This window comes from Methylophilus sp. Leaf414, from assembly GCF_001425425.1.
In the GTDB taxonomy this organism is placed as follows: domain Bacteria; phylum Pseudomonadota; class Gammaproteobacteria; order Burkholderiales; family Methylophilaceae; genus Methylophilus.
Window position 1 is genome coordinate 648,548 of sequence record NZ_LMQQ01000001.1, and the last position, 25,644, is coordinate 674,191.

The following is a 25,644-nucleotide window of genomic DNA, read 5'->3' on the forward strand; positions in this document are numbered from 1 at the left end:
CTACTCTGTGTATTCGTGTTCTTCCAAACGGCGGGCTTCGTCTTCCAGCATGACCGGAATGCCATCACGCACCGGATAGGCCAGGCGGGCCGACCTGGAGATTAATTCCTGTTTTTGTTTGTCGTATACCAGCGGCCCTTTGGTGACCGGACAGACCAGAATTTCCAGTAATTTGGGATTCATTTTAAATTTCCTTCGCGTTTTTTAGCAGGCCCAATACGCAGCCTGCCAAGGTTTGCTGATGTCCTATTGGTGTCAGTTCGGCAGTCACCGGTAGAAACCAGGCATTGTTTAAATCAAGATGTCGACATTTTACGGCATCTTTCTCGGTCATCAGTAGGGTTTTGCCTGCCGCATCCTGAAAATCTTGTCTGGTATATGCATAATGGTCGGCAAAAACTCTCGTCTCAAATACCAGCCCCATTGCAATCAGTGAGTCGAAAAACCTGTGCGGATGTCCTATTCCTGCTATAGCTAACAACGGTTTCTGTTTCAATGCCTGCGCTGGGATTCGACTTGAAAAATCAGAAACAGCCGTCCACTCACCGGCTTGCAAAGATTGTTGAAAACAAGGTTGTTCGAGGGGGACGATTGGTAATTGCCCGGTCTCAACGATGACATCAACTTTTTGCAGGCGGCTCAGGGATTCGCGCAATGGTCCAGCAGGTAATAAACGACCATTACCCAGGCCATGCGGACGCTGCACAACTGCAACTTCAATATCCCGCTGCAAAGCATAATGCTGCAGGCCATCATCACAAATTAGGACATCTGTTTGCGGATACGCCTGTAATAAAGCCCGGCCACTTTCTGCACGTAGCGGGTGCACCCACACGGGGCACGCAGTCCGATGTGCGATCAGTACCGGCTCATCACCATATTCAGCAGGCATACTGGTTGGGGTGACTTTGCCAGTGTGCTGTCCCCCATATCCGCGACTCAAAATACCCGGATGGTAGCCAGCTGCCCGTAAAGCATTGGCGAGATAAATGACCAGTGGAGTTTTGCCTACGCCACCTACTGAAATATTGCCCACCACAATAACGGGAACTGGCAGCTTGCTGCTGGAAAACAATCCAGCTCGATATAGCGCTCTGCGCAAGGCGGCCAGGCTTGCGAACAGCCAGGTTAATGGCAACAGCAGGCATTGCGCCCAGCCTTTATATTGCCACTGCTGTTCAAACCATCTGCGCCACATTAATCGTCTTTAAACTCTTTGTGATAGAGCTTGTTGTAGTATCCGTTCAGCGCCAGCAGCTCTTGATGTGAACCGGTTTCAATAATTTTTCCGTGATCCATTACGAAAATCCGGTCAGCATTTTCAACAGTGCTCAGCCGGTGCGCAATCACAATAGTCGTCCGGTTCTGCATCAATCTATCCAGCGCATTTTGCACATGCAACTCAGACTCGCTATCCAGTGCAGAGGTTGCCTCATCCAGCAATAGTATAGGCGCATTTTTAAGGATAGCCCGCGCAATGGCAATGCGTTGTCGTTGACCGCCAGATAAACGCACGCCTCTATCGCCTATTTCACTTTGCAAGCCAAGCGGCATGTGCTCGATGAATTCCCAGGCGTTGGCAGCTTTGGCTGCTGAGATCACTTCTTCTTCGCTGGCGTTACGCAACGCACCGTAGGCGATGTTGTTAAAAATGGTGTCGTTAAATAATACGATATCCTGGCTCACAAGTGAAAACTGGGCGCGCAGACTATTCAACTGGTAATCGCGCACATTCACACCATCAAGCGATACTGTTCCCTCTTGCACTTCGTAAAAACGCGGTAACAGGTTGACCAATGTTGTTTTGCCACTGCCGGAGCGGCCAACCAGCGCTACTTTCTCACCGGCCCGCACATCAAAACTAAGCTGGTTTAATGCACTTTTCTTAGCCTGCGGGTAACGCACAGTCACATCCTTAAAACTTAGCTCTCCCCGCGCATGCGCAATGCGGTAGTCGCCACTTTCACGCTCGTTATCCAGATCCATCAGCTCGAATACACTTTGCGCAGCTGCCAGGCCAACCTGTACATCTTCATTTGCGGCAGTAATATGTTTAATGGGAGCAATCAGCATCAGTAAGGCTCCAACAAAAGCGGCAAATTCACCCACCGTGAACTGACCCAAGGCGTAGTAAACCACCAGGCCTAAAGCGACTGCGGATAAAATTTCAATCACAAAGCTATTCAGGCCGGAGATTCTGGCAGTGCGTAATTCCAGTGTGCGATTTTTTGCGACTACATTAGCAAATCGCTCATTCTCAAATGCTTGCGCGCCAAAAATCTTGACGATACGCTGGGCTGAAATCGCTTCTTCAGCCGTTTTAGTGATTTCGCCCACCGCTTCCTGGACTTTTTTAGCATTGGCACGTAATTTTGGCGTTGAGCGCGCGAGATACATACCCATCAATGGCGCCACCGCAGCAAACACCAGCGTCAGCTTCCAGTCCAGGTAGAGCATGTAAGCGACCAGCCCGATGACTGTCAGCACGTCGCGTAAAACATTCAACGCTGAACGGGTAACTACGTTGGAGAGACGTTCAATATCGTAAGTCAGTTTTGAAACCAACAATCCGTTGGAATTGGCATCAAAGAAACTGACAGGCAGCATCAATAACTTGGAAAACACCTGGTTGCGTAATATCTCAACTACGCGCCGCGCAACAATACGCAAGCTATACGATGAAAAAAACCCTGCCAGGGCGCGAATAGCCATCAGGCCAAACAGCATTAATGGCAATAGCAGCATTTCCTGTGCGGACTCTTTTACAAACCCATCGTCAGTGATTTTTTTAATCAATGCCAGAAATGCGGTGTTACTGGTAGAGAGGACAGCGGTTGCCACCATGGAGACCAGGAAATGAAATTTAAATTGCCAGGCATAAGCAATCAACCGGCGGTATAACTGGCCGGGATTAATGATTTTATTGTGCTCAGATTTCTGTCTACGGGACATGCAAATTCTCGGATACTATAAACAAATAGCCCGCCAAAGTTGACGGGCTTGTTTGCAGGCAATCACAGCAAGCTGCAACTCACACATTAATGCGAGTTTACCTGTGTTGCAAAGGTAATATGGGTGTAATTCGCCATGCGCGAGGCTTCCATAATATTAATGACCGACTGATGCGTGGCTTTTGCATCCGCGTTAATAATGATGGTTGGCTCTTTACCGGCCGGGCCACTGGCAGCTGCTTGGGTTAATGCGTTCGACAAATCCGCGACTACCGCACCATTAGCCTCTTTACCGTTTACCAGGTAACGGCCACTGGCATCGACTTCAACCGTAATCGTCAATGGTTTTTCCTGCGGCGAACTGGCATCCGCGGTAGGTAAATTGATTTGCAGTTCACTGGTACGTGAAAAGGTGGCACTGACGATCAGGAAGATAATAATCACCAGCAACACATCAATAAGTGGAATAAAGTTAATTTCCAACTCTTCATCGCGGACACCACGCTTGAAATTCATAAATTGCCTTAGCCTTGTATCTTGACTGTGATCAGCTTAATTGCGATCGCCATGAATAATTTCAACCAGCTTGATGGCTTGCTGCTCCATATCCACCAGGAAACCGTCTATTTTACTGCGGAAATAGCGGTAGGCAATCATGGCTGGCACAGCGACCACAATACCCGCGGCCGTGTTGTACAGTGCCACTGAAATACCGCGCGCGAACTGGGCCACATCGTGACCGCTGTTGGTAAACGAACCAAATAGTTCTACCATACCAATCACAGTACCCAGCAAGCCGAGCAATGGCGCGACAGTAGCGATTGTGCCCAGGGTTGGCAAATACTGTTCCAGCTTGTGTGCGACCGCACGGCCGGTTTCTTCAATCGCTTCTTTTGTGATTTCACGGGAGTTACCAATATTGGCAAGTGCGCTGGCGAACACTTTTCCTAACAGAGAGTGGGCTTCCAGGCGGCTTAAGGTTTCACGGGTGATGCCACCTTGCTTAAGCCAGTTTTGGACTTCAGGCAATAATTGATCAGGAGTGACGACCGATGCGCGCAAGGCCCAGGAACGCTCCACAATAATCGCCAGTGCAATGACTGAAGCAATAACCAGAGGCCAGATTGGCCATCCGGCCGCTAAAATGATTTCCCACACAGCAAACACTCCAGTTGTTTTTAAACTTCCGCTACTTTAGCGTTAACCAGCCTTAAGGGCAAGTTTTGTCCAGTATCTGTGCCGTTACAATTCCCAGTAATGCGGTTCTATTTGCCGCCATCGTTTGACTACTGGCGCCTGGCCTGATAAGAAATCAATCAAGATGGCGCCATCGTTGTCTGATCGCAATATTGTTGTCTCGATTGCTTGATAACGTGAAATCACCTCCGGTTTGGGATGACCGAAGCGGTTAAGGTGACCGACAGTGGCGATGGCAATCGCAGGTTTGGTCGCATTAACAAAGCCGATAGTGGAAGAAGTTTTACTGCCATGATGAGGCATGGTCATCACGGTTGTCGCTAACTGATCCGGTTCGGATGCCAGTAAGCGGCGTTCGGCTTCCTTCTCGATATCACCCGTCAGCAGCAAGCTACCATGAGGTGATTGGACTTGAAGCACGCAACTTTTATCATTATCTTTTAAATCTGTATCGGTGTTTTTTTCGGGTGACAGCATGCGGAAACTAATATTATCCCACTGCCATTGCTGACCCTGATAACACGGTTGCGGCCGCAAAACTGGCGGATTCGGTAAGGTTTGAATTTGTTTGAAAAAATCAGACGCCGGCGTTAGCGAGCTTAGAAAATTACCGGCCGATACGCCTGCCAGCACTGAAGCCATACCGCCAGAATGATCATTATCATCGTGAGAAATGACTACTGCATCCAGATGACTCACCCCCAAATGGCGTAAATAAGGAAGTACGATGCGCTGACCGGCATCGCTTTCTTCATTATAAGCAGGCCCGGCGTCATACAGCATAGTATGGTGAGCGGTTTGCACCAGCACACTGAGTCCCTGCCCCACATCCAGCACCGTTACCCGCATTTGACCAGGCTGCAATGCGACTTGCGTAGGTAATAAGAGTGGTAGCCATAACAATAGCCCGGCCCACCGCAACGGCCAGCCTCGCGGCATTAACCAGACCAGCATGCCTGCCATCGCCAGCAGCCAGGCCCAGATCGGTGGCGTGGATAAATAGCAGACCGCGCCCGGCAATTGGCGTAACCAGTGCAATCCATGTGCGCACCATTCCCACAAAGTAGCGGACAGGTGTAACAAAAAGTCGAGCGGCAGTATAGCGCCAGCGATGGCAAGCGGCACGATAGCCAGACTCACAATGGGAATAGCCAAACCATTTGCCAATGGTGAAATCAGCGAAAGCTGATTAAAAAATAAAATAAGTACCGGCACAAATGCCAGCGTGATCACCCACTGGGTTTGCAATGCACTTTGCCACCAGCGCGCGGGCCGTAACCGGCCACTCATGGCAAAAGACAGAATTGCCACCGCGCCAAATGATAGCCAAAATCCGGGTGCCATTACCGCCCAGGGATCCACCACTAACACCACCCACACCGCGGCACTCAATACCCATGAAAAAGGCAATCGCTGCTTGAGGCTAAGCATGACGATCATGGTCAGCAGCATCAATAATGTACGTTCGGTGGGGATTGAAAAGCCGGCCAGGGCAGAATAGGCAATCGCCACCAGCGCACCACCGACCCCTGCCGCCAGCCTTGACGGTATTCGCAATGCAAGGCGTGGGCGCAATCGCCAGGCCCAGCCGGTAAGCAGATATCCCATAGACGCCAGCATGGTGATATGTAGCCCTGAAATGCTGATGAGATGATTGATGCCCGTATCCACAAACAGCTGCCAGTCTGCCCGAGCAATCTGGCTATCATCGCCGATAACTAACGCCCGCAATACAGCGCTTTGCGGGGTCGTTCCCAACACTTTTTCAATGCGATTACCGACAGCAGCACGCCAATGAGCAATAAGTGCCGATGGTTTCCACACTAGTCTTTGCAACCGGCGCATAGGTGTTTTGCTCACAATGGCCCCACTAGCGCCGATGTTATTAGACAGGCACCACGCCGCATAATCAAAGCCATGCGGATTTCTGGTGGCATGCGGGCGCTTTAGCCTGACACTCCATTGCCAGCGCTCTCCTGCCTGCAAGGTCGGTAACACGGACGATGGTTTGGCTGACTCGCCACGATAGGATTGATGATAGAGATGCAACCTTACCCGCTTAGGCATGGGGCAATCTGCCGTGAAACTGCGCTCAACAGCAAAATCCACATGTTGCCCGCGGACATCTCGTTCAGGCACACTGACAATCACGCCTTGTACAGCAATGACCTGTTGCTCGCAGTCTGAGGGTAGTTGCGTTTGCAGGCGGTCCCATGCACGCAGCTGCGCCCAGGCAAACCCGAGCGCAGAAATCAATACAATAATGAATAGTTTACGGAAGGTATGTTGATAAGGAATATGCCGAGCGGCTATCACCTGATTGCCATAGGCTAAGCACCCGATGAGGATTAAGGCTGCCAGCCAGCCCAGCCATGCACTAACTGACCACAGATGCGGTTGTTGCTGAAACAGCCACACACCAAACAACAACCCGACTGTGGCGCCCGGCAGCATGGTATGCGTTACACCGGGGTAAGCGCTGGCTCGGAAATAGATTCAAGGGGTTGCAGTGTGCCGTCTTGCAACCGGTATTGCTTGTGCATGCGTGCAGCCAATGATAAATCATGTGTCACCACCACCAGCGCAGTGCCGCGCTCAACCTGGATGTTTAACAATAACTCAAACACCTGCTCGGCGGTTTGCCGGTCAAGGTTACCGGTTGGCTCATCTGCCAGCACGCAACGCGGCTCTGTCACCAACGCACGTGCAAGTGCAGCCCGCTGCCGTTCACCGCCGGACAATTCGCCTGGGGTATGTTCCAGTCTATGGGCAAGACCGACCAGAGTCAGGTAATACTCGGCTTGTGCCAATGCTTGCGCACGTGGAATGCGGCGGATAAACAAAGGCATGGCTACATTTTCCAGCGCACTGAATTCTGGCAACAAATGATGAAACTGGTACACAAAACCCAGGTACTGGTTACGCATGGCGCTTTTTTCCACTTCGGATAGCGTGGTCAACGGTTTACCCAGCCATTGCACTTCGCCGTGCGTAGGCGCATCCAGCCCGCCTAGCAAATGCAACAGCGTACTTTTGCCGCTGCCAGAAGCACCGACAATCGCAATATGTTCACCTGCAGCCAGACTTAGATCCACTCCGGTTAACACCGAGGTATCCAGGCCCTGATAGGTTTTAGCCAGGCCCTGGCACTGCAAAATCAGATTACTCATAGCGCAAAGCCTCCGCCGGATTCATTTTGGAAGCGCGGCCACTTGGATACAACGTCGCTACCAGGCTCAGGAAAATGGACAAGCCGATAATCGTTGTGACATCCGACCACATCAGTTTGGAAGGCAGATCACTGATGTAATACACGTCTTTGGATAAAAACTGCACATTAAAAGTACGCTCTATCCACGGCACCACCGTTTCAATATTCAGCGCCAGGATCACACCAAGCAATGCACCAGAGACAGTACCAATCACTCCTATCATGGCGCCTTGGACGACAAACATACGCCGTATCGCCTGCGGCGTGGCGCCCATGGTCCGCAAAATCGCGATATCCGCACGCTTGTCGGTCACAGCCATGACCAGTGTCGACACGATATTAAACGCAGCCACGGCCACAATCAGCGCCAGGATAATAAACATCACGCGTTTTTCAAGCTGAATCGCCTTAAAGAAATTGGCATGCTGCTGGGTCCAGTCAGTAATGTAATAGTTCGGCCCCAGCGCTTGCATCAACTCACGGCTAACGCGGTCCGCAGCAAACAGGTCAGCCAGTTTCAAACGCAAGCCCGACACCTGGTCGCCCAAGCGATATAGTTTGGCAGCGTCATCCAGGTGTATCAATGCCAACCCGGCATCATATTCATACATACCCACCTGAAAAATACCGGTCACGGTAAATTGTTTGATACGTGGCACCAGACCCGCTGGCGTTACCTGGCCTTGCGGTGCCATCAGCACCACCTTTTCGCCTATGCGCACGCCCAGTGCCTGCGCCAGGTCACCGCCGAGGACGATATTAAATTTCCCCGCCTGCAAATCCTCTAATTTACCGATTTTCATTTGCGTCGATAAATCCGACACTGCGCCTTCGGCCGAAGGCAGCACCCCACGAATTAACACGCCTTGCACTGCCTGGTCACGCGTCAGCATGCCTTGCGCCATCACATAAGGCGCCATGCCTTGTACCGGGCTGGTGAAGGTTTTAGGTGGTAAGGATTGAATCTGGCTTTGCACATGCTGCCAGTCAGACAAGCCGGCATCAAAACTGCGTACTTCTATGTGTGAAGCCACACCCAGAATGCGTTTACGCAATTCGTCCTGGAAACCATTCATCACGGACAATACGACAATCAAAGCCATCACACCCAAAGCGATGCCTATCATGCTGGTCAGTGAAATAAATGAAATGAAATGATTGTTACGTTTGGCACGTGTGTAGCGCCAGCCTATCCACAATTCATAAGGTAGCCGTTGGGCCAACGCGTGTTTAAACGCGGAAAAAGAAGCTTTATTCATGCTCGCATGTTAACAGGTTTAAAGCCTAATTTGATCTCAAAAGCGCAAGGTTTAAACGAGTTGTGATACATCCATACCGGCTTCAAACTCATAAAACGGGTGATGTCCTAAATAGAAAGTGTGCGATTAATTGTCAGTCAAGTCTTACGCACAAATACTCGATTCACCGACTTATCTCCAAACTAATTCTGGATACTATGATTCTCAGGTCGTTGACCGAGACTAATCCAAAAAACTAAGGAGACTTACATCATGAATAAAGACATTTTTGAGGGTAACTGGAAACAACTTAAAGGTAAGGTTCAAGAGCAATGGGGCAAGTTGACCAATGACGACCTTGACGTGATTGAAGGTAAACGCGAACAAGTGGTTGGTAAAATCCAGGAGCGTTACGGTATCACTAAAGATGAAGCTGAAAAGCAAATCAACACATGGGAAAACGATCACCGCGGATAATCCGTGATTGATTCTAAAAAAAGGACAAGCTCAGCTTGTCCTTTTTTGCTATCTAAAACACTAAAATTTCGACACTAACCGGTATTCCTCAATCCAGCCGCAATCCCGTTAATCGTCAGCGGGATTGCCAATTTGAGTTTTTCATCAGTCTCGCCGTTGCGGTAACGTTGAATCATTTCCACCTGCAAGTGATTGAGTGGATCCAGATAAGGCAAACGCTCACGTATCGATTTTGCCAATACCGGCTGGCTGGCAAGCCTTTGCGTGCTTCCAAGTAACAAATTCACTACCTCTGTGGTCAATTTGTGTTCCTGTTCTATACGGCTAAAAATTTCTTCACGCAAAGTGCGGTCAGGCAGCAGGTGTGCGTAATGCCTGGCAACGATGAGGTCGGTTTTGGCTAGCACCATATCCACGTTATTGATTAACGTTTTGAATATAGGCCAGCCAAGCAGCATCTCTCTTAGCAATGCCAAACGGGATTCTTTATCACTGCCTGGCTGGTGTAGATATTGATGAATGGCACTCCCCAATCCATACCAGCCTGGCAACAATAAACGGCACTGCCCCCATGAAAAGCCCCAGGGGATGGCGCGCAAGTCTTCAATGCGCCGCGTAGATTTGCGTGAGGCCGGACGGCTGCCTAGATTCAATCCGGCAATCTCCTCAATGGGCGTGGTACTGAAAAAGTATTCGGCAAAGCCCGGTGTTTCATAAACCAGGCTTCGATAAGTGGTCATAGCAGTGGCGGAAAGGGTTTCCATCACACTCTCGAATGTACGCCGTTTAGTCGGCTCCAGCTGATCAGAAGGAAATAAGCTGGCATCCAGCGTCGCGGCAATCAGCGTTTCAAGATGCTGGCGCCCGACCACCGGGTCTGCATATTTATTGGCAATAATTTCGCCTTGCTCGGTTAACCTGATCTGGCCATCGACCGTGCCTTGCGGCTGCGCCATGATTGCCTGGTAAGTCGGCCCACCGCCACGCCCCACCGTACCGCCACGCCCATGAAACAAGCGCAGCTTCACTTTAGCCTGCTGGAACAACTCCACGAGTGAAATTTCGGCTTTGTATAACTCCCAGTTAGAAGTCAGGAAACCGCCATCTTTATTACTGTCCGAATAACCAAGCATGACTTCCTGCTCACTGCCCTGATTGCGGATCACGTGCCGAATGCCAAGCAAGCTCAACCATTTGCCCATAATCATAGGGGCATCGCGCAGGTCGGCAATGGTTTCAAACAGGGGAACGATATTTAAATCTACCTGGATATTCGCCGAACCCCATACGCCACGCAGCAAGCCCGCTTCGCGTTGCAGCAGGGCGACTTCCAGCAGGTCAGACAGTGTTTCAGTATGCGAAATAATATACTGGCGCACGGCGTGGCTGCCAAAGCGTTCCCGCATTTCCCGCACAGCTTCCAGCACGCCGATTTCTTTGTGCACCAGCTCGGAATATTGCTGGAAAGGCGAGAACAGCAGCCGTGGCTGTTTCAACTCTTCCAGTAAAATACCTATTTTTTCATCTTCATTGAATCCGGCATAATCAAATTCATAGCCCGCTTTTTGCAATAGCTCGGTGATCACGGCTTCATGTACATCTGAAGACTGACGTACATCCACGGTCGCCAGATGAAAGCCAAAAGACTCAATCGCTTTCATCAGCTTGCCCAGACGCGGATAGATCAGCGCCTCACCGTGATGTTTGCGTAAAGACTCCGCAATGGTCTGCAAAGGTCGCAGCAAGGCTTCGTAACCTTCATATGGTAAAAGATCGCTATCGCTGTCATCTGCCCAATTGCAAGCCGGCAGCAAATTTTTTGCAGTCACCAATAAACGGTCATGAATGCCATTCAGTGCCAAGCGATAAGGCTCATCAATGCGATGCGCAGACTGGTCACGCGACGCTTTGGCTAGCGCCAGCACCCCCTCTTCCACCGCAATCAATCGGGTGGAGACACCTAGCTCACGCTTAAGCTGGGCTAATTCCTGCAGATAAAAGCGCAACACGGTCGCCGTCTGCAAACGCAACGCTTCACGTAAGGTAGTACCATCGACAAACGGATTACCATCCCGGTCGCCGCCGATCCAGCTGCCCATGCGTAAAAAAGCTGGCAAGTGATAGTGGTTGCCTGCTGGCAGCAGTGCCTCAAGATCACGTTCTAGATCCTGCAACAGTTCAGGAATGGCATGCAAAAAAGTGCTCTCGTAATAGGTCAGTGCGTTTTCTATCTCATTCACTACGGTCAATTTTGAAAAACGCAGCATACGGGTTTGCCACAAGGCAGCAACCGCGCCTTGCAGCAGCAAGGTATTACGTGTCAGCTGGCGTTCTGCCATTAAGTGGGCACGCTCTGCCAGCAACTCTACAATGCGACGCTCAATATCAAGCACGCTTTTACGTTGTACTTCAGTAGGATGCGCTGTCAATACCGGCGACACCAATGCATCATCAAAAAACTGGTGCACAGTATCAAAAGGGACTGCCTGGTCGCGCAACAGTGCCAATGAATGTGCCAGCATTCCTGCCACAGCGATACCCTGGTTAGAATTGGCGATTTGCTGGCCATACAAATCTTCAGCCAGGTTTACCAGATGCTTGTAATAACTCAGCGCGCGGACGACACACACAGTTTGTGCTGGTGTCAGCGCTGCCAGCAATTGCTCCAGCTGTAATGAGGCATTCTGATCGTGCGTGTGGTGGAATTTGGTCGCCGCCTGGCGGATAGAGTCGATCTGTGCAAAAACGGCTGGCCCGTCAACTTCCTGAATGGCCTGGTCAAGCAAATTCCCCAATAGATGGATATTATCTGCCAGTCGCGCTTCTGCCGAAACAGTGCTGCTGGCCTCTGGTTTTTTTATCATGGTGTCTTCTCCCCTAGCTCAGTGATACACTAGCAACAAGCAGGCCACCTCTATATTGAGATTTTCCACTTAAAAATCATAAGCTTAAAAAAATCATGCTACGGATTTTTTTAACTGGATTTAAAAAGTGCACCGATTTGGCCCACATTGAAATAGGCTCAGGGTTATAAGCAGGGATTGAGCACCTTTATTGCAATGAATGTGCAAGACAATGAACTATATAACGCATCATGGTCATATTTGATGGATATAAAACAGATGGATGAAAATCGATTGATACAACAATTGCTGAGTATCTGGCAATCCATGGCCCCGCAAGGCGCGTGGGTTCAGGATGGTTTTTTGTTGTTCATGAGTGTGATTGCAGTGGTGATGCTGTTTTTTTCAGGCACAGTGATAGGTCTTTTTGTGCAATCGCTATGGGGAATTTTTGTGACCCATCGTCACGCTGTAGAATCTGAAACTTAGTTAACAATCCTGGTATTACTTCAGGTTAGAAGCCAATAACTGCCTAATGGCCTCCAGTTCACTTTGTACATCATCTGCATAATCCTCATACTTGCGGCCATCGGTTTTCGCATACCAGTATTTACTATTCCAGGTATCCCCTTCGACTTTATGCAACACCGCATGTATCCAGTTTGCCGTGGAGTCACTGTAATCCTGCGCAATCTTGTGCGCAGCATCCCAGTCACTGACCTGCGCCAGTTCCACGGCCTCAAGCAAATGCGCTTGGTTAGACATGCTGCGGATAATCGATAGTCCCCTTCTGGATAAATTCGATCTTATAGCCGTCCGGGTCTTCAATAAACGCAATTATAATCGTGCCGTGTTTCATCGGCCCGGCTTCACGTATCACCTTGCCGCCCTGGGCTTTCACCTGTTCACAGGCCTGGTAGGCATCATCCACTTCAATCGCCATATGGCCATAGGCTGCACCCATATCGTAACTAGATTTGCCATAGTTGTAGGTCAATTCCAGCACCGTATTGTTGTATTCGTTGCCATAACCGACGAATGCCAGCGTGAATTCGCCATCCGGGTAATCCTGGGTACGAATTAATTTCATACCCAACACGCCAGTGTAAAAATCGATAGAACGTTGTAAATCACCAACGCGCAACATGGTATGTAAAATTCGCATCATTACCCCTTATATTATTACTGCTCTCAATATTGATACTTACACACTGGTAATGCGCAAGTATTTTTCCATTAACTGTTCCTGGGTTTCCGGTCGATCCGGGTCTAGCGGAATACAACTGATCGGGCATACCTGCTGGCATTGCGGCTCTTCAAAATGTCCTACGCATTGCGTGCACAGGTCAGGATTGATTTCATAAATCTCTTCGCCTTGCGATATGGCTTCATTAGGGCACACGGGCTCGCACACATCGCAATTAATGCATTCATCAGTAATAAATAAAGACATACGTAGTATTAAGCCGCCAGCTTTTGTTTGATAGCCGCTTCAACGCCAGGAGAAACAAACTGGTTTACATCACCGCCCAGACGGGCAACTTCTCGCACCAGGCTGGATGAAATAAACATATACTCTTCTGCCGGCGTCATAAACAAGGTTTCCAGTTTTGGGTACAGCTTGCGGTTCATGCCTGCCAGCTGGAATTCGTATTCAAAATCGCTGGCGGCGCGTAATCCGCGGATGACCATTTGCGCGCCCTGTGATTGTACAAATTGCATTAACAAGCCATCAAAACCCACCACTTTGATGTTCTCGCCGGCAAATACCGATTGCGCCAATGCCACACGCTCTTGCAGGCTGAACAGGGTTTGTTTGCTGGTACTGCCAGCCACGGCCACGATGACATCGTCAAACAGGTTGGCAGCACGGCGCACAATATCTTCATGTCCCATGGTAATCGGGTCAAAAGTACCCGGATAGACTGCAATTCTGGTTTTGCTCATTCACTGATATTCCCGAAAATCATGCGCACGCTTAGACAGCTGTTGCTGACGCTGGCGTGATTGCTGGCTGCAACAGATGGTAATAGACTTGCCCTGCCTTGCCAGACTTGACCACTTGCCAGTCAGAATCAGATTTTAACGCATATTCGGCTTCTACATACAACCAGCCGTCATTGGACAAATGGGCAGCCAAGTGTGGCAGCAATTTATCCAGCCATTGTTTATGGTACGGCGGATCGCAAAAAATAACATCGTATCGTTGCGTGTTTTGAGTCAGGAATTTCAGTGCATCTGCCTGGCGGATATCGGCTTTTGTCGCATCCAGCAATCGCTGATTCTGCACCAAGGCCTGGAATGGCGCTTTGGCGAGTTCCAGCATGGTGACTTTGTTTGCATTGCGAGATAGCGCTTCAAACCCTAGCGCGCCGGTGCCGGCAAATAAATCCAGGCAGGTTTTTCCTGTCAGCTCTTGACCCAGCCAGTTAAACAAGGTTTGACGCACGCGATCAGAGGTAGGACGCAAGCCCTCAGCATCAGGAAACTTTAATACCCGACTACGCCAGACCCCTGCATTTAGACGAACTTGATTCATGAATACTACTCAATTCACTAGCGACCAGGTCAGCATTATAAAGGGGATGCATACAGAAGGCATCGCGTTTAACCCATAAAACAGAGCGTGCTATTATTCACAGCAATTAATAAAGGAAATCACATGGAATTTTTATTTGGATTTGGTCTGATAGGCAGCTTGATAGGGTTAGCGCTAACATTGTTTTGGGTATGGATGCTGGTCGATTGCCTTGCCGATCAGAAAGAAGACAAACTGGTCTGGTTCCTGGTGATTTTCTTCCTTAATCTGGTGGGAGCTGTTTTATATTACTTCCTGGCACGCAAAAAACGTAAGGGTTCAGTACTTTAAAACAATCAAGCCATTATCAAAAAAGCCGACAATTTGTCGGCTTTCCTTTTTCACTCAGCTTACTCGGATCCAACAATCACGGTAGCAAAATTCTCCGGATGCAAGCGACGTTTGAATGCATCATTCACTTGCTGCACAGTCACTTGCGCAACGCGATCATTAAAACTGTCCAGGTAGTCCAGCGGCAATTTGTAGAAGCCAATAATATTCAAATATTCCAGAATCTTGCCATTGCTGTCGATACGTAACGGAAAACCACCGATCAGGTTATCCTTGGCTGCCTGCAGTTCTTTTTCGGTCACACCTTTATCAATAAACTGCTGTACGGTTTGCTTGACCAGCTGCAATCCTTCTTCCGCCTGCTCTTTCTTGGTTTGCAAGCCGATCTGGAACGGGCCTAACTCTGCCATCGGTAGAAAATAGCTATAAACGCTGTACGCCAGGCCGCGTTTTTCACGTACTTCTTCGGTCAGCCGTGAAACAAAACCGCCACCCCCTAAAATATAGTTACCGACATATAGCGGGAAGAAATCTGCATCACCGCGCTTGTTACCGGGCTGGCCCAACAGAATATGCGCCTGCAAGGCAGGATGCGGTAACTTTTTCACGCTGGCAGTTTTCAGCGCTGGTACTGGCGGCACCGCTGCCACCGCCGGGCCTTGCGGCAAACCTGCACTCAGACGCTCGGCAATCTGTTTGGCCTGTGCCGCCGTTAAATCGCCTATCAGCGAGATAACTGCTGACTTGGCTGTGTAATGTGTCTCATAAAACTGGCGCAAGTGCGTCACGGTTAAGGATTGCACGGTATCGATTTCACCGCTCTGGTCGAGACTATAAGGATGCGTGCCATACAGAGAGCGCATAAACGCTTTTTGCGCGATGCTGTCAGGCTCGGTTTCGGCTTCCTGCAAGCCAGCAACAATCCGCGCCTGTTCACGCTTCAATACCGCCTCGGGAAAGTCGGGTTTGTGCAACACAAAACTGAAGGCTTCCATCGCACCGTCCTGCTCACTGGTCAGTGTACGTAACTTGAATCCGGCACGGTCCGCATCAAAGTTACCACCAAGCACAGCGCCAATATCGGCAAAACGGTTGGTCAGGGTTTCTTCATCCAGCCCGCCAGCGACGAGTGCCATCAGGTGTTGCGTCACTCCCGCAGCGCCTGAAGTTTCCGGCGAATCGTGCGCGCTGCCTGCCGGGAAATTGACACTGATATCCATCATAGGCAAAGCATGGTTTTCAACAAAATAGACCTCACTGCCCTGTGCGGTGGTCCAGTGCTGAATGTTCAAACCAGCCAGCACATTGATGGCATGGCTTTGCAGCAACAATGCCAGCAGCGTGATTTTTAAATACTTAAAAGCTTTCATTCTGTTTCCTACACAACGTGTGTTACGCGATTTCCGTTACGGATTTAAATTTATTGCCACCTTTAATGCTGGTGTGGTCGCCCGGCCGGTTTGGCATTCGGGTCCATCGGTTGCGGATCCAGCGTAACCAGGGTCATCTGGTCCGGGACCAGATATTTCCTGGCTACCGCCTGCACTTGCTCGGAAGTCACTGCCTGTACGCGTGCTGCGTTTTTTTCCAGCAGGCTTAATGGATAACCCATGGTTTCCAGTTGGCCGATCTGCATCGCCTGGTAAAACATGGAATCCCGTTTATAGACATCTGCGGCAATCACGGCGGCTTTTACCCTGTGCAACTCGGCAGCCGTAACACCCTTGTTCTTCACTTCTTCCACCAGCTCCCAAATGGCTTTTTGCAGTGCCTCCAGTGCGACGCCTTCACTGGGTGAAGCAGCAATCTCAAACGTCGACTCCTGGCCACGGTTGGTACCGTCATAACCACTATCTACATCCAGCGCAATCGCCTGCTCACGGACCAGTTTCTGGTTGAGTCGCGATGCATCATTGCCACTTAAAATACTGGATAACACTTCCAGCGCGTATGGCTCCCAATCCTGCTCATTGTAAGCAGACCCGTTTTTCATGGCTGGCGCGTGAAAGCCCATCGTAAAATAAGGTAACTTGGCCGGTGCCTTGACAATCGCACGCCGCTCACCCAGCTGTGCGGGTTCCACCTGGGGTTTACGCACAGGCAACGGTTTGGCCGCCAGCTTGCCGAACGTGTCTTGCGCCAGCTTGAATACTTCTTTGGCATTGACATCCCCGACCACCACGACGGTGACATTGTTGGGTGTGTACCAGGTGTTGTACCAGTCACGAGCATCTTGTGCCGTCATGTTGTCGAGGTCGTTCATAAACCCCACCACCGGGCGGCCATAAGGATGCGCACGATAAGATGATGCTTCAAACTGTTCATTGACACGCGACTGAGGTTTATCTTCTGTACGCCAGCGACGCTCCTCCTTGACCACTTCAATTTCCTTGGCAAATTCGGCATCGGTAATCTGCAGATTGGCCATACGATCAGCTTCCAGCTTGAATGATAATGGCAGTTTGGATTTTTCCAGCTGCTGGAAATAACAGGTGTAATCCTTGCTGGTAAACGCATTTTCCTTACCGCCTGCGGCTGCCACCTGGCGTGAAAACTGTCCGGCCGGGACTTTTTTCGTGCCCTTGAACATCATGTGTTCCAGCACATGGGCAACCCCTGTTTTGCCATTGACCTCGTCCAGCGAGCCGGCGCGGTACCATACTTGTGAAACCACCACCGGCGCCCGGTGGTCTTCCTGCACAATCACCTTGAGGCCATTTTTCAAGGTGGTTTGCACAATTTCGGCCGCTTGCAAGTGACTGGCATTTAATAAAGTAGCCAGAATCAAGATTGCCTGGTGACGCATGGGAAAACTTTTTGTCATGGATGAAATCACTATAGAAACAGGTTTTAAAAGCAGAGGTGTGACCGAATGCTTGACTACTAAGTTCGCCAGACTATAACGTTATCTGTACAACACATATATTCCAGAACGCCTTTGCCGTGGCGGTAAAACGCGATTCGGCATAAAATAACCATATTACCGAGTTTTAAGCTGCCATGTTCAATCCCTTTGCCAAAAAAACCGAGTCTTCTGCCCCTCCTCCTGAAGAAACTACCAGCCTGAGCTGGGCACAACGCCTCAAAAATGGCCTGGCGAAAACCCGCCAGCAGTTGGGCGGTCAACTAAGCGCCTTATTCGGTGGCGGCAAGATAGATGAAGACATTTATGAGGAACTGGAAACTATCCTGTTGACCTCGGATGTCGGTATCAATGCCACACAGCATTTGCTAGAGCAGCTACGCGCCCGCGTCAAACGGCAAGAATTACAAGACACCATTGCATTAAAGCAGGCGCTGAAAGAAACGCTTTCTGACCTGCTCTCTCCGTTGCAAGTGCCGCTGGATGTCAGCGGCCACCAGCCTTATGTGATGATGATGGTCGGCGTCAATGGTGCCGGTAAAACCACCACCATAGGCAAACTGGCAAAATACCTGCAGGCACAAGGGCACAGCGTTTTGATCGCGGCAGGTGATACTTTTCGTGCTGCAGCACGTGAACAATTGCAGGTATGGGGAGAGCGTAACGATGTACATGTGATTGCCTCGGAAAGTGGCGACCCTGCCGCAGTGATTTATGATGCAGTCAACTCGGCTATTGCCAGGAAAATAGATGTGGTGATTGCCGACACCGCCGGCCGTTTGCCGACACAGTTGCACCTGATGGATGAGATCAAGAAAGTCCAGCGCGTGATTGACAAGGCATTGCCAGGTGCACCGCATGAAATCCTGCTGGTGCTGGATGCCAACACAGGCCAGAACGCGGTTAACCAGCTGAAAGCTTTTAACGATGCGCTTGGCGTCACCGGCCTGGCACTAACCAAACTGGACGGCACTGCCAAAGGCGGCGTGATTGCAGCGATTGCGCATTTGAGCCAGCAATCTGCACATAGCACCCCAGTACGTTTTATCGGTGTCGGCGAAAGTATTGATGACTTGCGTCCATTTGACGCCAATGACTTTATTGATGCCCTGATTGATTAGACGTGGCAGTATTTGACTATCCATTGTTAAACCAGGCTGTTAACACCAGATGATTCAAACATGATTGCATTTAACAACGTCAGCATGCGCTACCCGAATAGCGCGCACCTGTTCCGCCAGGTCAGTTTCAACATAGAAAAAGGTGACTTTGTGCTGATCACTGGCCAGTCCGGTGCCGGTAAAAGCACCCTGCTTAAACTGATGGCAGGCATAGAAGCGCCCTCTGGCGGCCATATCCTGATCAATGAACAGGATATCAGCCAGTTGCATCAAAACGCCATTCCCTACCTGCGCCGCCGTTTTGGGCTGGTGTTCCAGGATCACAAACTACTGTATGACCGTAACAGCTTTGAAAATGTCGCCCTCCCACTAAGCATACAGGGCATTACCGGCGAAGAAGCTGCCCGCCGTGTGCGTGCTGCCTTGGACAAAGTAGGCTTGCTAAACAAAGAAAAAGCCATGCCGATCACCTTGTCTGGTGGGGAACAACAGCGGCTTGCCATTGCACGTGCGGTAGTAAGCCGCCCCTCGATTGTGATTGCCGATGAACCTACCGGCGGATTAGACAGGGTCGCATCCCTGGAAATCATGCAACTGCTCAAAGCGTTTAATGATGTCGGCGTCACCGTTGTCATCGCCATGCACGATGTGGCGCAGGTCAGCACCATCGCCTACAGGACCTTGCATATAGACCAGCAAACAATCACGGCAATGCCAGCACAGGTAGGCATGCTATGAAAAACTGGTTGAATCAACATACCCTTGCCATTCAACTGGTCATGCAGAGACTGAAATCGCATTGGCTAAACACACTAACCATCTGCATGGTGATTGGTATCACCGTCACCTTGCCAGGTCTGCTATTTGTCGGTCTCGACAATCTGCAAGATGTATCGCGCTCCATCAAGCAGGATGCGCAGATGAGTGCATTCCTCAAACCTGCGTTGAACGGCAATGTAATACAACGCCTGATTAATGACGTGCAGGAATTGCCCCAGGTAAAAGAAGTACGCTTTGTCCCCAAAGAAGAAGCGATAAAACAGCTTGGGGAACAGTTCCTGCAAAAAGACCTGCTTGCGGATTTGCCGCAAAACCCATTACCAGATGCCCTGTTTATCACGCTGGCAGATACACAGCCAGCTACCGCCAAATCGGTGAAAGACAGCTTGCAAGCGCGGGCAGAAGTGGAAGAACTGGTGATAGATAGCGTGTGGATGGAGCGCCTGAACTCCATGCTGGTGCTTGGTAAACGCATTGCGCTGATCTTTGCCAGCCTGCTGGGGATTGCGATGATCACAGTGATCAGCAACACGGTACGCATGCAAGTGCTGACACATGAAGCCGAGATTGAAGTGAGCCGTTTGATTGGGGCGACACACAGCTTTATCCGCCGCCCGTTTTTATATATGGGTAGTGTGTATGGCTTGGGTGGTGGCTTGATTGCGGTTGGCTTGTTGTTTGCGATTGTCTGGAATCTGAAACAGCCCGTGCAATTGCTGGCTAATAATTACCAGAGCAACTTCCAGTTGGTGTTTCATCTGGTGAATATTGGTGGGTTGATTTTATTGGCTTCGACGTTGATAGGCTGGATAGCGGCGTTTATTGCGTTGACGCAGAAACGCTGAACTGTGTTTACAGGCTCAGGCTGTATGCTGTAATCGGTATTTCTTTGGATGATTGGAAGGTTGCTTTTCGCCTCTAGGCAAGTTACTTTTATTTGCTTGCCCAAAGCAAACGTAACCAAAAGAAATGCACCCTAGCTTCCGCTTGTTTCCTGCGTTGCTCATCAAATAAGCGGTCGCGAAACTCGCCCTAGCGGCCTGCACAGGACGCAGGCCACCACGGAACTCATACAGTCGCTCCCTTCCTCATTATTTTGATTCCGCTACTCGGCGCGTCAGATAGGGGCCCGAAGTCAACACCACCACGATGTGCGATCAGTGAAAACCCATGCGCAGAGGGCGCTTAGCAACTAAGTATTTGTTTTATTGCGCTAGTAGAGCGGGATGCCATCTGAAGAGCATCACCTCACTCACCGCGTAGTGCTTTTCCGGGTCCCCTATCTGACGCGCCGAGTAGCGCAGTCAGCGTGGGAGGGGTCGGCCAGCGTCTGTTCGAGTTCCACGGTGGCTTGCGCAGTGTGCAAGCCGCTAGGGCGAGTTACGTTGGACGCCCACGTTGATGAGCAACGCAGGATACAAGCGGAAGCTAGGGTGCCCTTTCTTTTGGTGTCTTTTCTTTGGGCACGCAAAGAAAAGACACTCGCCGAGGGGCGAAAGAAAATGCCGAATCAGAGCACAAATGAAGCACTGAACCACCCAAAGACATACCGATTAAACCCTCACAGCAAGTGCATTTCTCGCTCTGCGTCAGTCCACCAGTTTGTACTAGTAAAGAAAAGTACCTCGCCGAGTAGCGAAACTCACCTAATCACTGCGCAACATAATTCGGCCCACTCCCCCCCTCCGGCGGTACCCAGGTAATATTCTGCGTCGGGTCCTTGATATCGCAGGTTTTGCAATGAATGCAATTCTGCGCATTAATCTGCAACACTTGCGCCCCTTCCTGCTCGATAAACTCATACACCCCCGCCGGGCAATACCGCTGTTCCGGGCCCGCATACTTCGGCAGATTAACCCGTTCTGGAATATCTCTCACCGTCAGTTTCAAATGGCACGGCTGCTGGTCATCATGCCCGATATTGCACAGGCTAACCGAGCTCAGTTTATCAAAAGTCAGCACGCCATCTGGCTTGGCATACTCAGGCTGCCGACTATTTTTGGCTTCATCCAGCGTGGAATGATCAGCAGTGGTGTGTTTCAAAGTCCAGGGCAAAGTAATACCAAAGCCGGACAACCACATTTCCGCACCACCCAGCACAGTGCCTACCCACGTGCCCCAACGCGACAAGTAAGGTTTCACGTTGCGCACAGCAGTTAAATCCTGCCATACCCACGATGCCCGCAGCTTTTGCGGATAACTGGTTAATATTTCCGGTGCGCCCTGCTGAATGGCATCGAACACCGATTCTGCCGCCAGCATGCCGGATTTCATTGCGTAGTGGCTACCCTTGATCTTGGGCACATTTACCAAGCCAGCGCTGCATCCCAGCAATGCACCACCGGGAAATGCCAACTCTGGCAAAGCCTGTATGCCACCTTCTGAAATAGCACGTGCGCCGTAACTGATGCGTTGCCCGCCTTCCAGCAATGCTTTCAGTTTCGGGTGGGTTTTATAGGTCTGGAAAATATCAAATAAAGACAGGTACGGATTGCTGTAATCCAGGTGCACCACATAGCCGACTGACACCTGGTTTTCACCATGATGATAGATAAAGCCACCGCCACCGGTATTAGCATCCAGCGGCCAGCCTAACGTATGCTCAATCAGGCCTTTCTGATGCAGGTCCGGTTTGATGCGCCAGATTTCTTTGAAGCCCAATCCGTATTTGGCCGGACTGGAAGCCGCGCGTAAACCATAACGTGCTTCCAGCTGTTTGGTCAGCGAACCACGTGTGCCTTCGGCCACCAGGGTATATTTGGCACGGATCTCGATCCCAGGCGTGTAATTTCCCGTGGGATTACCTTGTTTATCTAACCCCATGTCACCGGTAATCACGCCTACCATGCGGCCGGCGTCATCATAACTTGGCGTTTGTGCAGAAAAGCCGGTGTAGATTTCCACACCCAATTCTTCCGCTTGCGTAGCCAGCCAGCGGCAGACTTCACCCAGGCTGACAATATAGTTGCCGTGATTGCGCATCAGCGGCGGCAAAGTCCAATCGGGCAATGCCCAGTCTTTTTCCTTACCCAGCACGACAAAAGTATCCTTACCCACCGGCGTATTCAAAGGCGCGCCCAAAGCTTGCCAGTCTGGCAATAGCTCCTGCAAGGCCCTGGGGTCCAGCACTGCACCGGAAAAGATATGACTGCCGACTTCGGCACCCTTTTCCAGAATACAAACACTCAGTTCCTGACCTTGCGTCTGTGCTAATTGCTTGAGACGGATGGCGGCTGATAATCCTGCCGGGCCAGCCCCGACAATCAGCACATCATATTCCATTACATCTCTTTCCATGCTTCCTCCAACATTCAGGTTCCCGCCATTAGGCAATTGCCGGGATATCAATTAAATCGCTACGCGTCGCCCCTTGGGTGAACGCCTGGCAAAACGCCAGGAACTGGCGGATACCGCCGGTCTGGTACTTTTGTCTATGCCATAAAAAATAAAAATTTCGGTGAAACTGCAAACTATGGTTTTCGATCGGCACCAGGCTGCCGCGCCGGAATGCATCTTTAAGTGCCAGCCTGGAAATACAGCCTATGCCCAGCCCCGACTCCACCGCACGCTTGATGGCCTCGGTATGTTCCAGCTCCAGCGTGATATTGAGCCTGGAATAATCCTGGCTGAATGCGCGGTCAAATGTCTCACGTGTACCAGAGCCTTTTTCACGCACTATCCACGGCTGCAACAGCAAGTCAGACTTATAGATGGTTTTACCTGTCTGCGCTAATAGCGCCAAAGGATGCGAAGGTGCGGCAAAAATGACCAGCTCATCTGCAATCCAGGGCGCTACAGCAATATCCGGATGATTACACTCGCCCTCTATCATACCCAAATCCAGTGTATGATTCGCAATTTGCTCAACGATGGTACGGGTATTTTGCACTTGTAGCTGGATGTGGCTTTGGGGATATTGCTGCAGGAATTTGGCAACCAGCAAGGTGACCAGGTAATTGCCGACGGTGAGTGTAGCGCCTATTTTCAAATGCCCATAGCCTTGCTGGCCATGCAGCATGCGTTCGATTTCGCGGGCGCGGTCCAGCAACTCGACGGCTTTAGGCAGTAATTGTTGCCCGGATTCATTGATACGCAGGCTTTTACCGACGCGGTCAAACAACTGGATTTCAAATTGCTTTTCCAGCTCGATCAAGGCGGTGCTGGCAGCGGATTGAGACAGGGCCAGTTGCTCACAGGCACGGGAGACACTGCCAGCCCGGCTGATGGCGACGAAAATCTCTAATTGCCTGAGGGTGTATTTCATTAAGTAAAAGGATTATGCGAGATTTACGTCGCATCAATATCAATCTATAAAATAGATATATATTATTATAATAATCAATTTAATAAATATTACAAGCTAGCTTAAAATGCTCGGTTACGAGCAAGAACATCTCAGAGAAAGCAACGTTTTATGAAAGCATTAATAGCGATCAAAAGGGTCGTTGATTATAACATTCAAGTCCGCGTGAAAGCCGACGGTTCCAATGTGGATATTGATGGCGTCAAGATGGGCATCAACCCTTTCGATGAAAACGCGATTGAAGAAGCCATTCGCCTGAAAGAAAAAGGCATCGTCAGCGAGATCGTTGCAGTGACTATCGGTGGCGCGGCCAACCAGGATATATTGCGCCACGCGCTGGCGATGGGTGCAGACCGCGCCATGCTGATTGAGACACAGGAAACCTTGCATTCCCTGGGTGTGGCTAAAGTATTGAAAGCGGTAGTAGAGCGCGAACAGCCAAACCTGATTTTACTCGGTAAACAGGCCATTGATGATGATGCTGGCCAAACTGGCCAGATGCTGGCAGCCTTGCTGAAATTGCCGCAAGCCACTTACGCTTCGCAAATCACGATTGAAGGTAACCAGGCGACTGTAGTCCGTGAAATTGATGGTGGTACGCAAACACTGGCTGTCAGCCTGCCAGCCGTGATTACTGCTGACTTGCGCCTGAACGAACCACGCTATGTCAAACTGCCTAACCTGATGATGGCGAGAAAAAAACCACTGGAAAACGTACCATTGGACTCCCTGAATGTCTCCCTCAGCCACAATGTGCAGCAACTGAAAGTTGCCACACCACCTGCCCGCCCAGCTGGCGTGATGGTGAAAGATGTGAATGAATTACTGAGCAAATTGCGTACGCATGAGGGGATTTTGGGATGAGCACACTGATTATTGCCGAACACGACGGCCAGCATTTGAATGAACAGCTCGCGCGTGCCATCACTGCTGCGCAGCATTGGAAGCAACCGGTAGATGTGCTAATTGCCGGGGCCCAGCCAGATGCCCTGGCCTCACAGATTGCCGCCTTACAGGGTGTGAATAGCGTATTGGTCGCAAGTGATGCGGCCTTGCAACATCCGACTGCCGAACACCTGGCTGATATCATCGTGCCGCTGGCTGCCAATTACAACGTAGTGCTTGCTGCGCACAGCGCCTTTAGCAAAAATGTGCTGCCTCGCGTTGCTGCCTTGCTGGATGTGAATATGCTGTCCGACGTGCTGGAGATTCTGGATCGTAACACTTACGTGCGTGGCATTTATGCCGGTAACGTACTGGCAACCGTGCATAACCAGGATGCGACGCAAGTGTTAACCGTGCGCGGCAGCAAATTTGCCGCTGCACCGTCTGGCGCTACAGCAGAGATTAAAGCAATTGCAACGCCAGCCGCCCCGCAAGGCAGCCGCTGGGTATCTGAAGCATTTAACAAATCCGAACGCCCCGCCCTGACTGCTGCCAAAGTGGTGGTTTCCGGTGGCCGCGCCCTAGGTAGTGCAGATGCTTTCGCCCAGGTGATCGCGCCATTGGCGGATAAACTGCATGCAGCCATTGGCGCCAGCCGTGCAGCCGTAGATGCCGGTTATGCGCCCAACGATTTACAAGTGGGACAGACCGGCGTAGTGGTTGCCCCCGAACTGTATATCGCCGTCGGTATTTCCGGCGCCATCCAGCATGCGTACGGCATGAAGGACAGCAAAGTGGTTGTGGCTATTAACCAGGACCCGGAAGCACAAATCTTCAAGATTGCAGACTACGGCCTGGTGGCAGACTTGTTTGAAGTCGTGCCTCAGTTGACAGCTGCGTTATAAT

26 protein-coding genes are annotated in these 25,644 nt (G+C 50.5%); 8 read left to right on the plus strand and 18 right to left on the minus strand.

Features of this window, described 5'->3' with window-relative positions; translation table 11 throughout:
* The 8 genes from ASG24_RS03180 to ASG24_RS03215 all read right to left on the minus strand — a co-directional run bounded on the left by ASG24_RS03180 (nt 1) and on the right by ASG24_RS03215 (nt 8,618).
* On the minus strand, nt 1-183 hold the full coding sequence (locus ASG24_RS03180; protein ID WP_055826237.1) for a Trm112 family protein: 183 nt from the start codon (nt 181-183) through the stop codon (nt 1-3).
* 1 nt (nt 184) lies between these two features.
* Nucleotides 185-1,198: a tetraacyldisaccharide 4'-kinase gene (lpxK, locus tag ASG24_RS03185; protein ID WP_055867739.1), complete on the minus strand. Its 1,014-nt coding sequence runs from the start codon at nt 1,196-1,198 to the stop codon at nt 185-187.
* On the minus strand, nt 1,198-2,952 hold the full coding sequence (gene msbA, locus ASG24_RS03190; protein ID WP_055867742.1) for a lipid A export permease/ATP-binding protein MsbA: 1,755 nt from the start codon (nt 2,950-2,952) through the stop codon (nt 1,198-1,200). Before msbA ends, lpxK begins: the two co-directional genes overlap by 1 nt.
* A gap of 86 nt (nt 2,953-3,038) precedes the next feature.
* Nucleotides 3,039-3,467 (minus strand): biopolymer transporter ExbD, encoded by a 429-nt coding sequence (locus ASG24_RS03195; RefSeq protein WP_055826243.1) that lies wholly within the window; start codon nt 3,465-3,467, stop codon nt 3,039-3,041.
* 36 nt (nt 3,468-3,503) lie between these two features.
* Nucleotides 3,504-4,109: a MotA/TolQ/ExbB proton channel family protein gene (locus tag ASG24_RS03200; protein WP_055867744.1), complete on the minus strand. Its 606-nt coding sequence runs from the start codon at nt 4,107-4,109 to the stop codon at nt 3,504-3,506.
* Nucleotides 4,110-4,193: 84 nt separating this feature from the next.
* Complete coding sequence (locus ASG24_RS03205; protein ID WP_055867747.1) at nt 4,194-6,602, minus strand: DNA internalization-related competence protein ComEC/Rec2; 2,409 nt, start codon at nt 6,600-6,602, stop codon at nt 4,194-4,196.
* Between the two features lie 8 nt (nt 6,603-6,610).
* Nucleotides 6,611-7,318: an ABC transporter ATP-binding protein gene (locus tag ASG24_RS03210; RefSeq protein WP_055826249.1), complete on the minus strand. Its 708-nt coding sequence runs from the start codon at nt 7,316-7,318 to the stop codon at nt 6,611-6,613.
* Nucleotides 7,311-8,618, minus strand: coding sequence for a lipoprotein-releasing ABC transporter permease subunit (locus tag ASG24_RS03215; RefSeq protein WP_055867750.1), 1,308 nt, complete (start codon nt 8,616-8,618; stop codon nt 7,311-7,313). The genes ASG24_RS03210 and ASG24_RS03215 overlap by 8 nt, the downstream gene beginning before the upstream one ends.
* A gap of 252 nt (nt 8,619-8,870) precedes the next feature.
* Between ASG24_RS03215 and ASG24_RS03220 the strand changes: the two genes are divergently transcribed.
* Nucleotides 8,871-9,074: a CsbD family protein gene (locus ASG24_RS03220; protein WP_055826253.1), complete on the plus strand. Its 204-nt coding sequence runs from the start codon at nt 8,871-8,873 to the stop codon at nt 9,072-9,074.
* Nucleotides 9,075-9,148: 74 nt separating this feature from the next.
* Here the strand turns inward: ASG24_RS03220 and ppc are convergent, their stop codons facing one another.
* Nucleotides 9,149-11,938, minus strand: a complete 2,790-nt coding sequence (ppc, locus tag ASG24_RS03225) for a phosphoenolpyruvate carboxylase (RefSeq protein WP_055867752.1) — start codon at nt 11,936-11,938, stop codon at nt 9,149-9,151.
* 243 nt (nt 11,939-12,181) lie between these two features.
* Between ppc and ASG24_RS03230 the strand changes: the two genes are divergently transcribed.
* Nucleotides 12,182-12,406 (plus strand): hypothetical protein, encoded by a 225-nt coding sequence (locus ASG24_RS03230; RefSeq protein ID WP_229007732.1) that lies wholly within the window; start codon nt 12,182-12,184, stop codon nt 12,404-12,406.
* A gap of 15 nt (nt 12,407-12,421) precedes the next feature.
* Here the strand turns inward: ASG24_RS03230 and ASG24_RS03235 are convergent, their stop codons facing one another.
* Genes ASG24_RS03235 through rsmD form a run of 5 tightly spaced genes read right to left on the minus strand, consistent with a single transcriptional unit; the run spans nt 12,422 to nt 14,456 of the window.
* On the minus strand, nt 12,422-12,682 hold the full coding sequence (locus tag ASG24_RS03235) for a hypothetical protein (RefSeq protein ID WP_055867755.1): 261 nt from the start codon (nt 12,680-12,682) through the stop codon (nt 12,422-12,424).
* Complete coding sequence (gloA, locus tag ASG24_RS03240) at nt 12,675-13,082, minus strand: lactoylglutathione lyase (protein ID WP_055867758.1); 408 nt, start codon at nt 13,080-13,082, stop codon at nt 12,675-12,677. The genes ASG24_RS03235 and gloA overlap by 8 nt, the downstream gene beginning before the upstream one ends.
* Before the next feature lie 39 nt (nt 13,083-13,121).
* On the minus strand, nt 13,122-13,370 hold the full coding sequence (locus ASG24_RS03245; RefSeq protein WP_055826260.1) for a YfhL family 4Fe-4S dicluster ferredoxin: 249 nt from the start codon (nt 13,368-13,370) through the stop codon (nt 13,122-13,124).
* Nucleotides 13,371-13,378: 8 nt separating this feature from the next.
* Nucleotides 13,379-13,864, minus strand: coding sequence for a pantetheine-phosphate adenylyltransferase (coaD, locus tag ASG24_RS03250; protein ID WP_055826263.1), 486 nt, complete (start codon nt 13,862-13,864; stop codon nt 13,379-13,381).
* A 31-nt stretch (nt 13,865-13,895) separates the two neighbouring features.
* A complete protein-coding gene (rsmD, locus tag ASG24_RS03255) occupies nt 13,896-14,456 on the minus strand; it encodes a 16S rRNA (guanine(966)-N(2))-methyltransferase RsmD (RefSeq protein ID WP_055867761.1) in 561 nt (186 codons plus the stop codon).
* Nucleotides 14,457-14,579: 123 nt separating this feature from the next.
* On the opposite strand from rsmD, the gene ASG24_RS03260 reads away from it, so the two are divergent.
* Entirely contained in the window at nt 14,580-14,786 is a 207-nt protein-coding gene (locus tag ASG24_RS03260) for a PLDc N-terminal domain-containing protein (RefSeq protein ID WP_055867764.1), read from the plus strand.
* 59 nt (nt 14,787-14,845) lie between these two features.
* Here ASG24_RS03260 and ASG24_RS03265 read toward each other — a convergent pair whose 3' ends face one another.
* Together ASG24_RS03265 and ASG24_RS03270 are read right to left on the minus strand one after the other, a co-directional pair.
* Nucleotides 14,846-16,156, minus strand: a complete 1,311-nt coding sequence (locus ASG24_RS03265; RefSeq protein WP_055867767.1) for a pitrilysin family protein — start codon at nt 16,154-16,156, stop codon at nt 14,846-14,848.
* Between the two features lie 62 nt (nt 16,157-16,218).
* Nucleotides 16,219-17,592 carry a pitrilysin family protein gene (locus tag ASG24_RS03270; protein ID WP_055867769.1) on the minus strand — a complete coding sequence of 458 codons (1,374 nt, stop codon included), beginning with the start codon at nt 17,590-17,592 and terminating at the stop codon, nt 16,219-16,221.
* Between the two features lie 194 nt (nt 17,593-17,786).
* Here ASG24_RS03270 and ftsY point away from each other — a divergent pair, with 194 nt between their 5' ends.
* Genes ftsY through ftsX form a run of 3 tightly spaced genes read left to right on the plus strand, consistent with a single transcriptional unit; the run spans nt 17,787 to nt 20,395 of the window.
* Nucleotides 17,787-18,770 (plus strand): signal recognition particle-docking protein FtsY, encoded by a 984-nt coding sequence (ftsY, locus tag ASG24_RS03275; RefSeq protein WP_055867771.1) that lies wholly within the window; start codon nt 17,787-17,789, stop codon nt 18,768-18,770.
* A gap of 60 nt (nt 18,771-18,830) precedes the next feature.
* Nucleotides 18,831-19,508: a cell division ATP-binding protein FtsE gene (gene ftsE / locus ASG24_RS03280; protein WP_055826274.1), complete on the plus strand. Its 678-nt coding sequence runs from the start codon at nt 18,831-18,833 to the stop codon at nt 19,506-19,508.
* Nucleotides 19,505-20,395, plus strand: coding sequence for a permease-like cell division protein FtsX (ftsX, locus tag ASG24_RS03285; protein ID WP_055867774.1), 891 nt, complete (start codon nt 19,505-19,507; stop codon nt 20,393-20,395). Before ftsE ends, ftsX begins: the two co-directional genes overlap by 4 nt.
* An 805-nt stretch (nt 20,396-21,200) precedes the next feature.
* On the opposite strand, the gene ASG24_RS03290 is transcribed toward ftsX, so the two are convergent.
* Complete coding sequence (locus tag ASG24_RS03290) at nt 21,201-22,847, minus strand: electron transfer flavoprotein-ubiquinone oxidoreductase (RefSeq protein WP_055867776.1); 1,647 nt, start codon at nt 22,845-22,847, stop codon at nt 21,201-21,203.
* A 28-nt stretch (nt 22,848-22,875) separates the two neighbouring features.
* A complete protein-coding gene (locus ASG24_RS03295) occupies nt 22,876-23,814 on the minus strand; it encodes a LysR family transcriptional regulator (protein WP_055826279.1) in 939 nt (312 codons plus the stop codon).
* A gap of 150 nt (nt 23,815-23,964) precedes the next feature.
* On the opposite strand from ASG24_RS03295, the gene ASG24_RS03300 reads away from it, so the two are divergent.
* Together ASG24_RS03300 and ASG24_RS03305 are read left to right on the plus strand one after the other, a co-directional pair.
* A complete protein-coding gene (locus ASG24_RS03300; RefSeq protein WP_055867778.1) occupies nt 23,965-24,717 on the plus strand; it encodes an electron transfer flavoprotein subunit beta/FixA family protein in 753 nt (250 codons plus the stop codon).
* Entirely contained in the window at nt 24,714-25,643 is a 930-nt protein-coding gene (locus tag ASG24_RS03305) for an electron transfer flavoprotein subunit alpha/FixB family protein (RefSeq protein ID WP_055867781.1), read from the plus strand. Before ASG24_RS03300 ends, ASG24_RS03305 begins: the two co-directional genes overlap by 4 nt.
* The last annotated feature ends 1 nt before the right edge of the window (nt 25,644 follow it).

Coding starts and splice junctions, on each gene's coding strand:
- ASG24_RS03180 (WP_055826237.1), bottom strand. CDS start 183: ATGAATCCCAAATTACTGGAAATTCTGGTCTGTCCGGTCACCAAAGGG.
- lpxK (WP_055867739.1), bottom strand. CDS start 1,198: ATGTGGCGCAGATGGTTTGAACAGCAGTGGCAATATAAAGGCTGGGCG.
- msbA (WP_055867742.1), bottom strand. CDS start 2,952: ATGTCCCGTAGACAGAAATCTGAGCACAATAAAATCATTAATCCCGGC.
- ASG24_RS03195 (WP_055826243.1), bottom strand. CDS start 3,467: ATGAATTTCAAGCGTGGTGTCCGCGATGAAGAGTTGGAAATTAACTTT.
- ASG24_RS03205 (WP_055867747.1), bottom strand. CDS start 6,602: ATGCTGCCGGGCGCCACAGTCGGGTTGTTGTTTGGTGTGTGGCTGTTT.
- ASG24_RS03210 (WP_055826249.1), bottom strand. CDS start 7,318: ATGAGTAATCTGATTTTGCAGTGCCAGGGCCTGGCTAAAACCTATCAG.
- ASG24_RS03215 (WP_055867750.1), bottom strand. CDS start 8,618: ATGAATAAAGCTTCTTTTTCCGCGTTTAAACACGCGTTGGCCCAACGG.
- ASG24_RS03220 (WP_055826253.1), top strand. CDS start 8,871: ATGAATAAAGACATTTTTGAGGGTAACTGGAAACAACTTAAAGGTAAG.
- ppc (WP_055867752.1), bottom strand. CDS start 11,938: ATGATAAAAAAACCAGAGGCCAGCAGCACTGTTTCGGCAGAAGCGCGA.
- ASG24_RS03230 (WP_229007732.1), top strand. CDS start 12,182: ATGGATATAAAACAGATGGATGAAAATCGATTGATACAACAATTGCTG.
- ASG24_RS03235 (WP_055867755.1), bottom strand. CDS start 12,682: ATGTCTAACCAAGCGCATTTGCTTGAGGCCGTGGAACTGGCGCAGGTC.
- gloA (WP_055867758.1), bottom strand. CDS start 13,082: ATGCGAATTTTACATACCATGTTGCGCGTTGGTGATTTACAACGTTCT.
- ASG24_RS03245 (WP_055826260.1), bottom strand. CDS start 13,370: ATGTCTTTATTTATTACTGATGAATGCATTAATTGCGATGTGTGCGAG.
- coaD (WP_055826263.1), bottom strand. CDS start 13,864: ATGAGCAAAACCAGAATTGCAGTCTATCCGGGTACTTTTGACCCGATT.
- rsmD (WP_055867761.1), bottom strand. CDS start 14,456: ATGAATCAAGTTCGTCTAAATGCAGGGGTCTGGCGTAGTCGGGTATTA.
- ASG24_RS03260 (WP_055867764.1), top strand. CDS start 14,580: ATGGAATTTTTATTTGGATTTGGTCTGATAGGCAGCTTGATAGGGTTA.
- ASG24_RS03265 (WP_055867767.1), bottom strand. CDS start 16,156: ATGAAAGCTTTTAAGTATTTAAAAATCACGCTGCTGGCATTGTTGCTG.
- ASG24_RS03270 (WP_055867769.1), bottom strand. CDS start 17,592: ATGCGTCACCAGGCAATCTTGATTCTGGCTACTTTATTAAATGCCAGT.
- ftsY (WP_055867771.1), top strand. CDS start 17,787: ATGTTCAATCCCTTTGCCAAAAAAACCGAGTCTTCTGCCCCTCCTCCT.
- ftsE (WP_055826274.1), top strand. CDS start 18,831: ATGATTGCATTTAACAACGTCAGCATGCGCTACCCGAATAGCGCGCAC.
- ftsX (WP_055867774.1), top strand. CDS start 19,505: ATGAAAAACTGGTTGAATCAACATACCCTTGCCATTCAACTGGTCATG.
- ASG24_RS03290 (WP_055867776.1), bottom strand. CDS start 22,847: ATGGAAAGAGATGTAATGGAATATGATGTGCTGATTGTCGGGGCTGGC.
- ASG24_RS03295 (WP_055826279.1), bottom strand. CDS start 23,814: ATGAAATACACCCTCAGGCAATTAGAGATTTTCGTCGCCATCAGCCGG.
- ASG24_RS03300 (WP_055867778.1), top strand. CDS start 23,965: ATGAAAGCATTAATAGCGATCAAAAGGGTCGTTGATTATAACATTCAA.
- ASG24_RS03305 (WP_055867781.1), top strand. CDS start 24,714: ATGAGCACACTGATTATTGCCGAACACGACGGCCAGCATTTGAATGAA.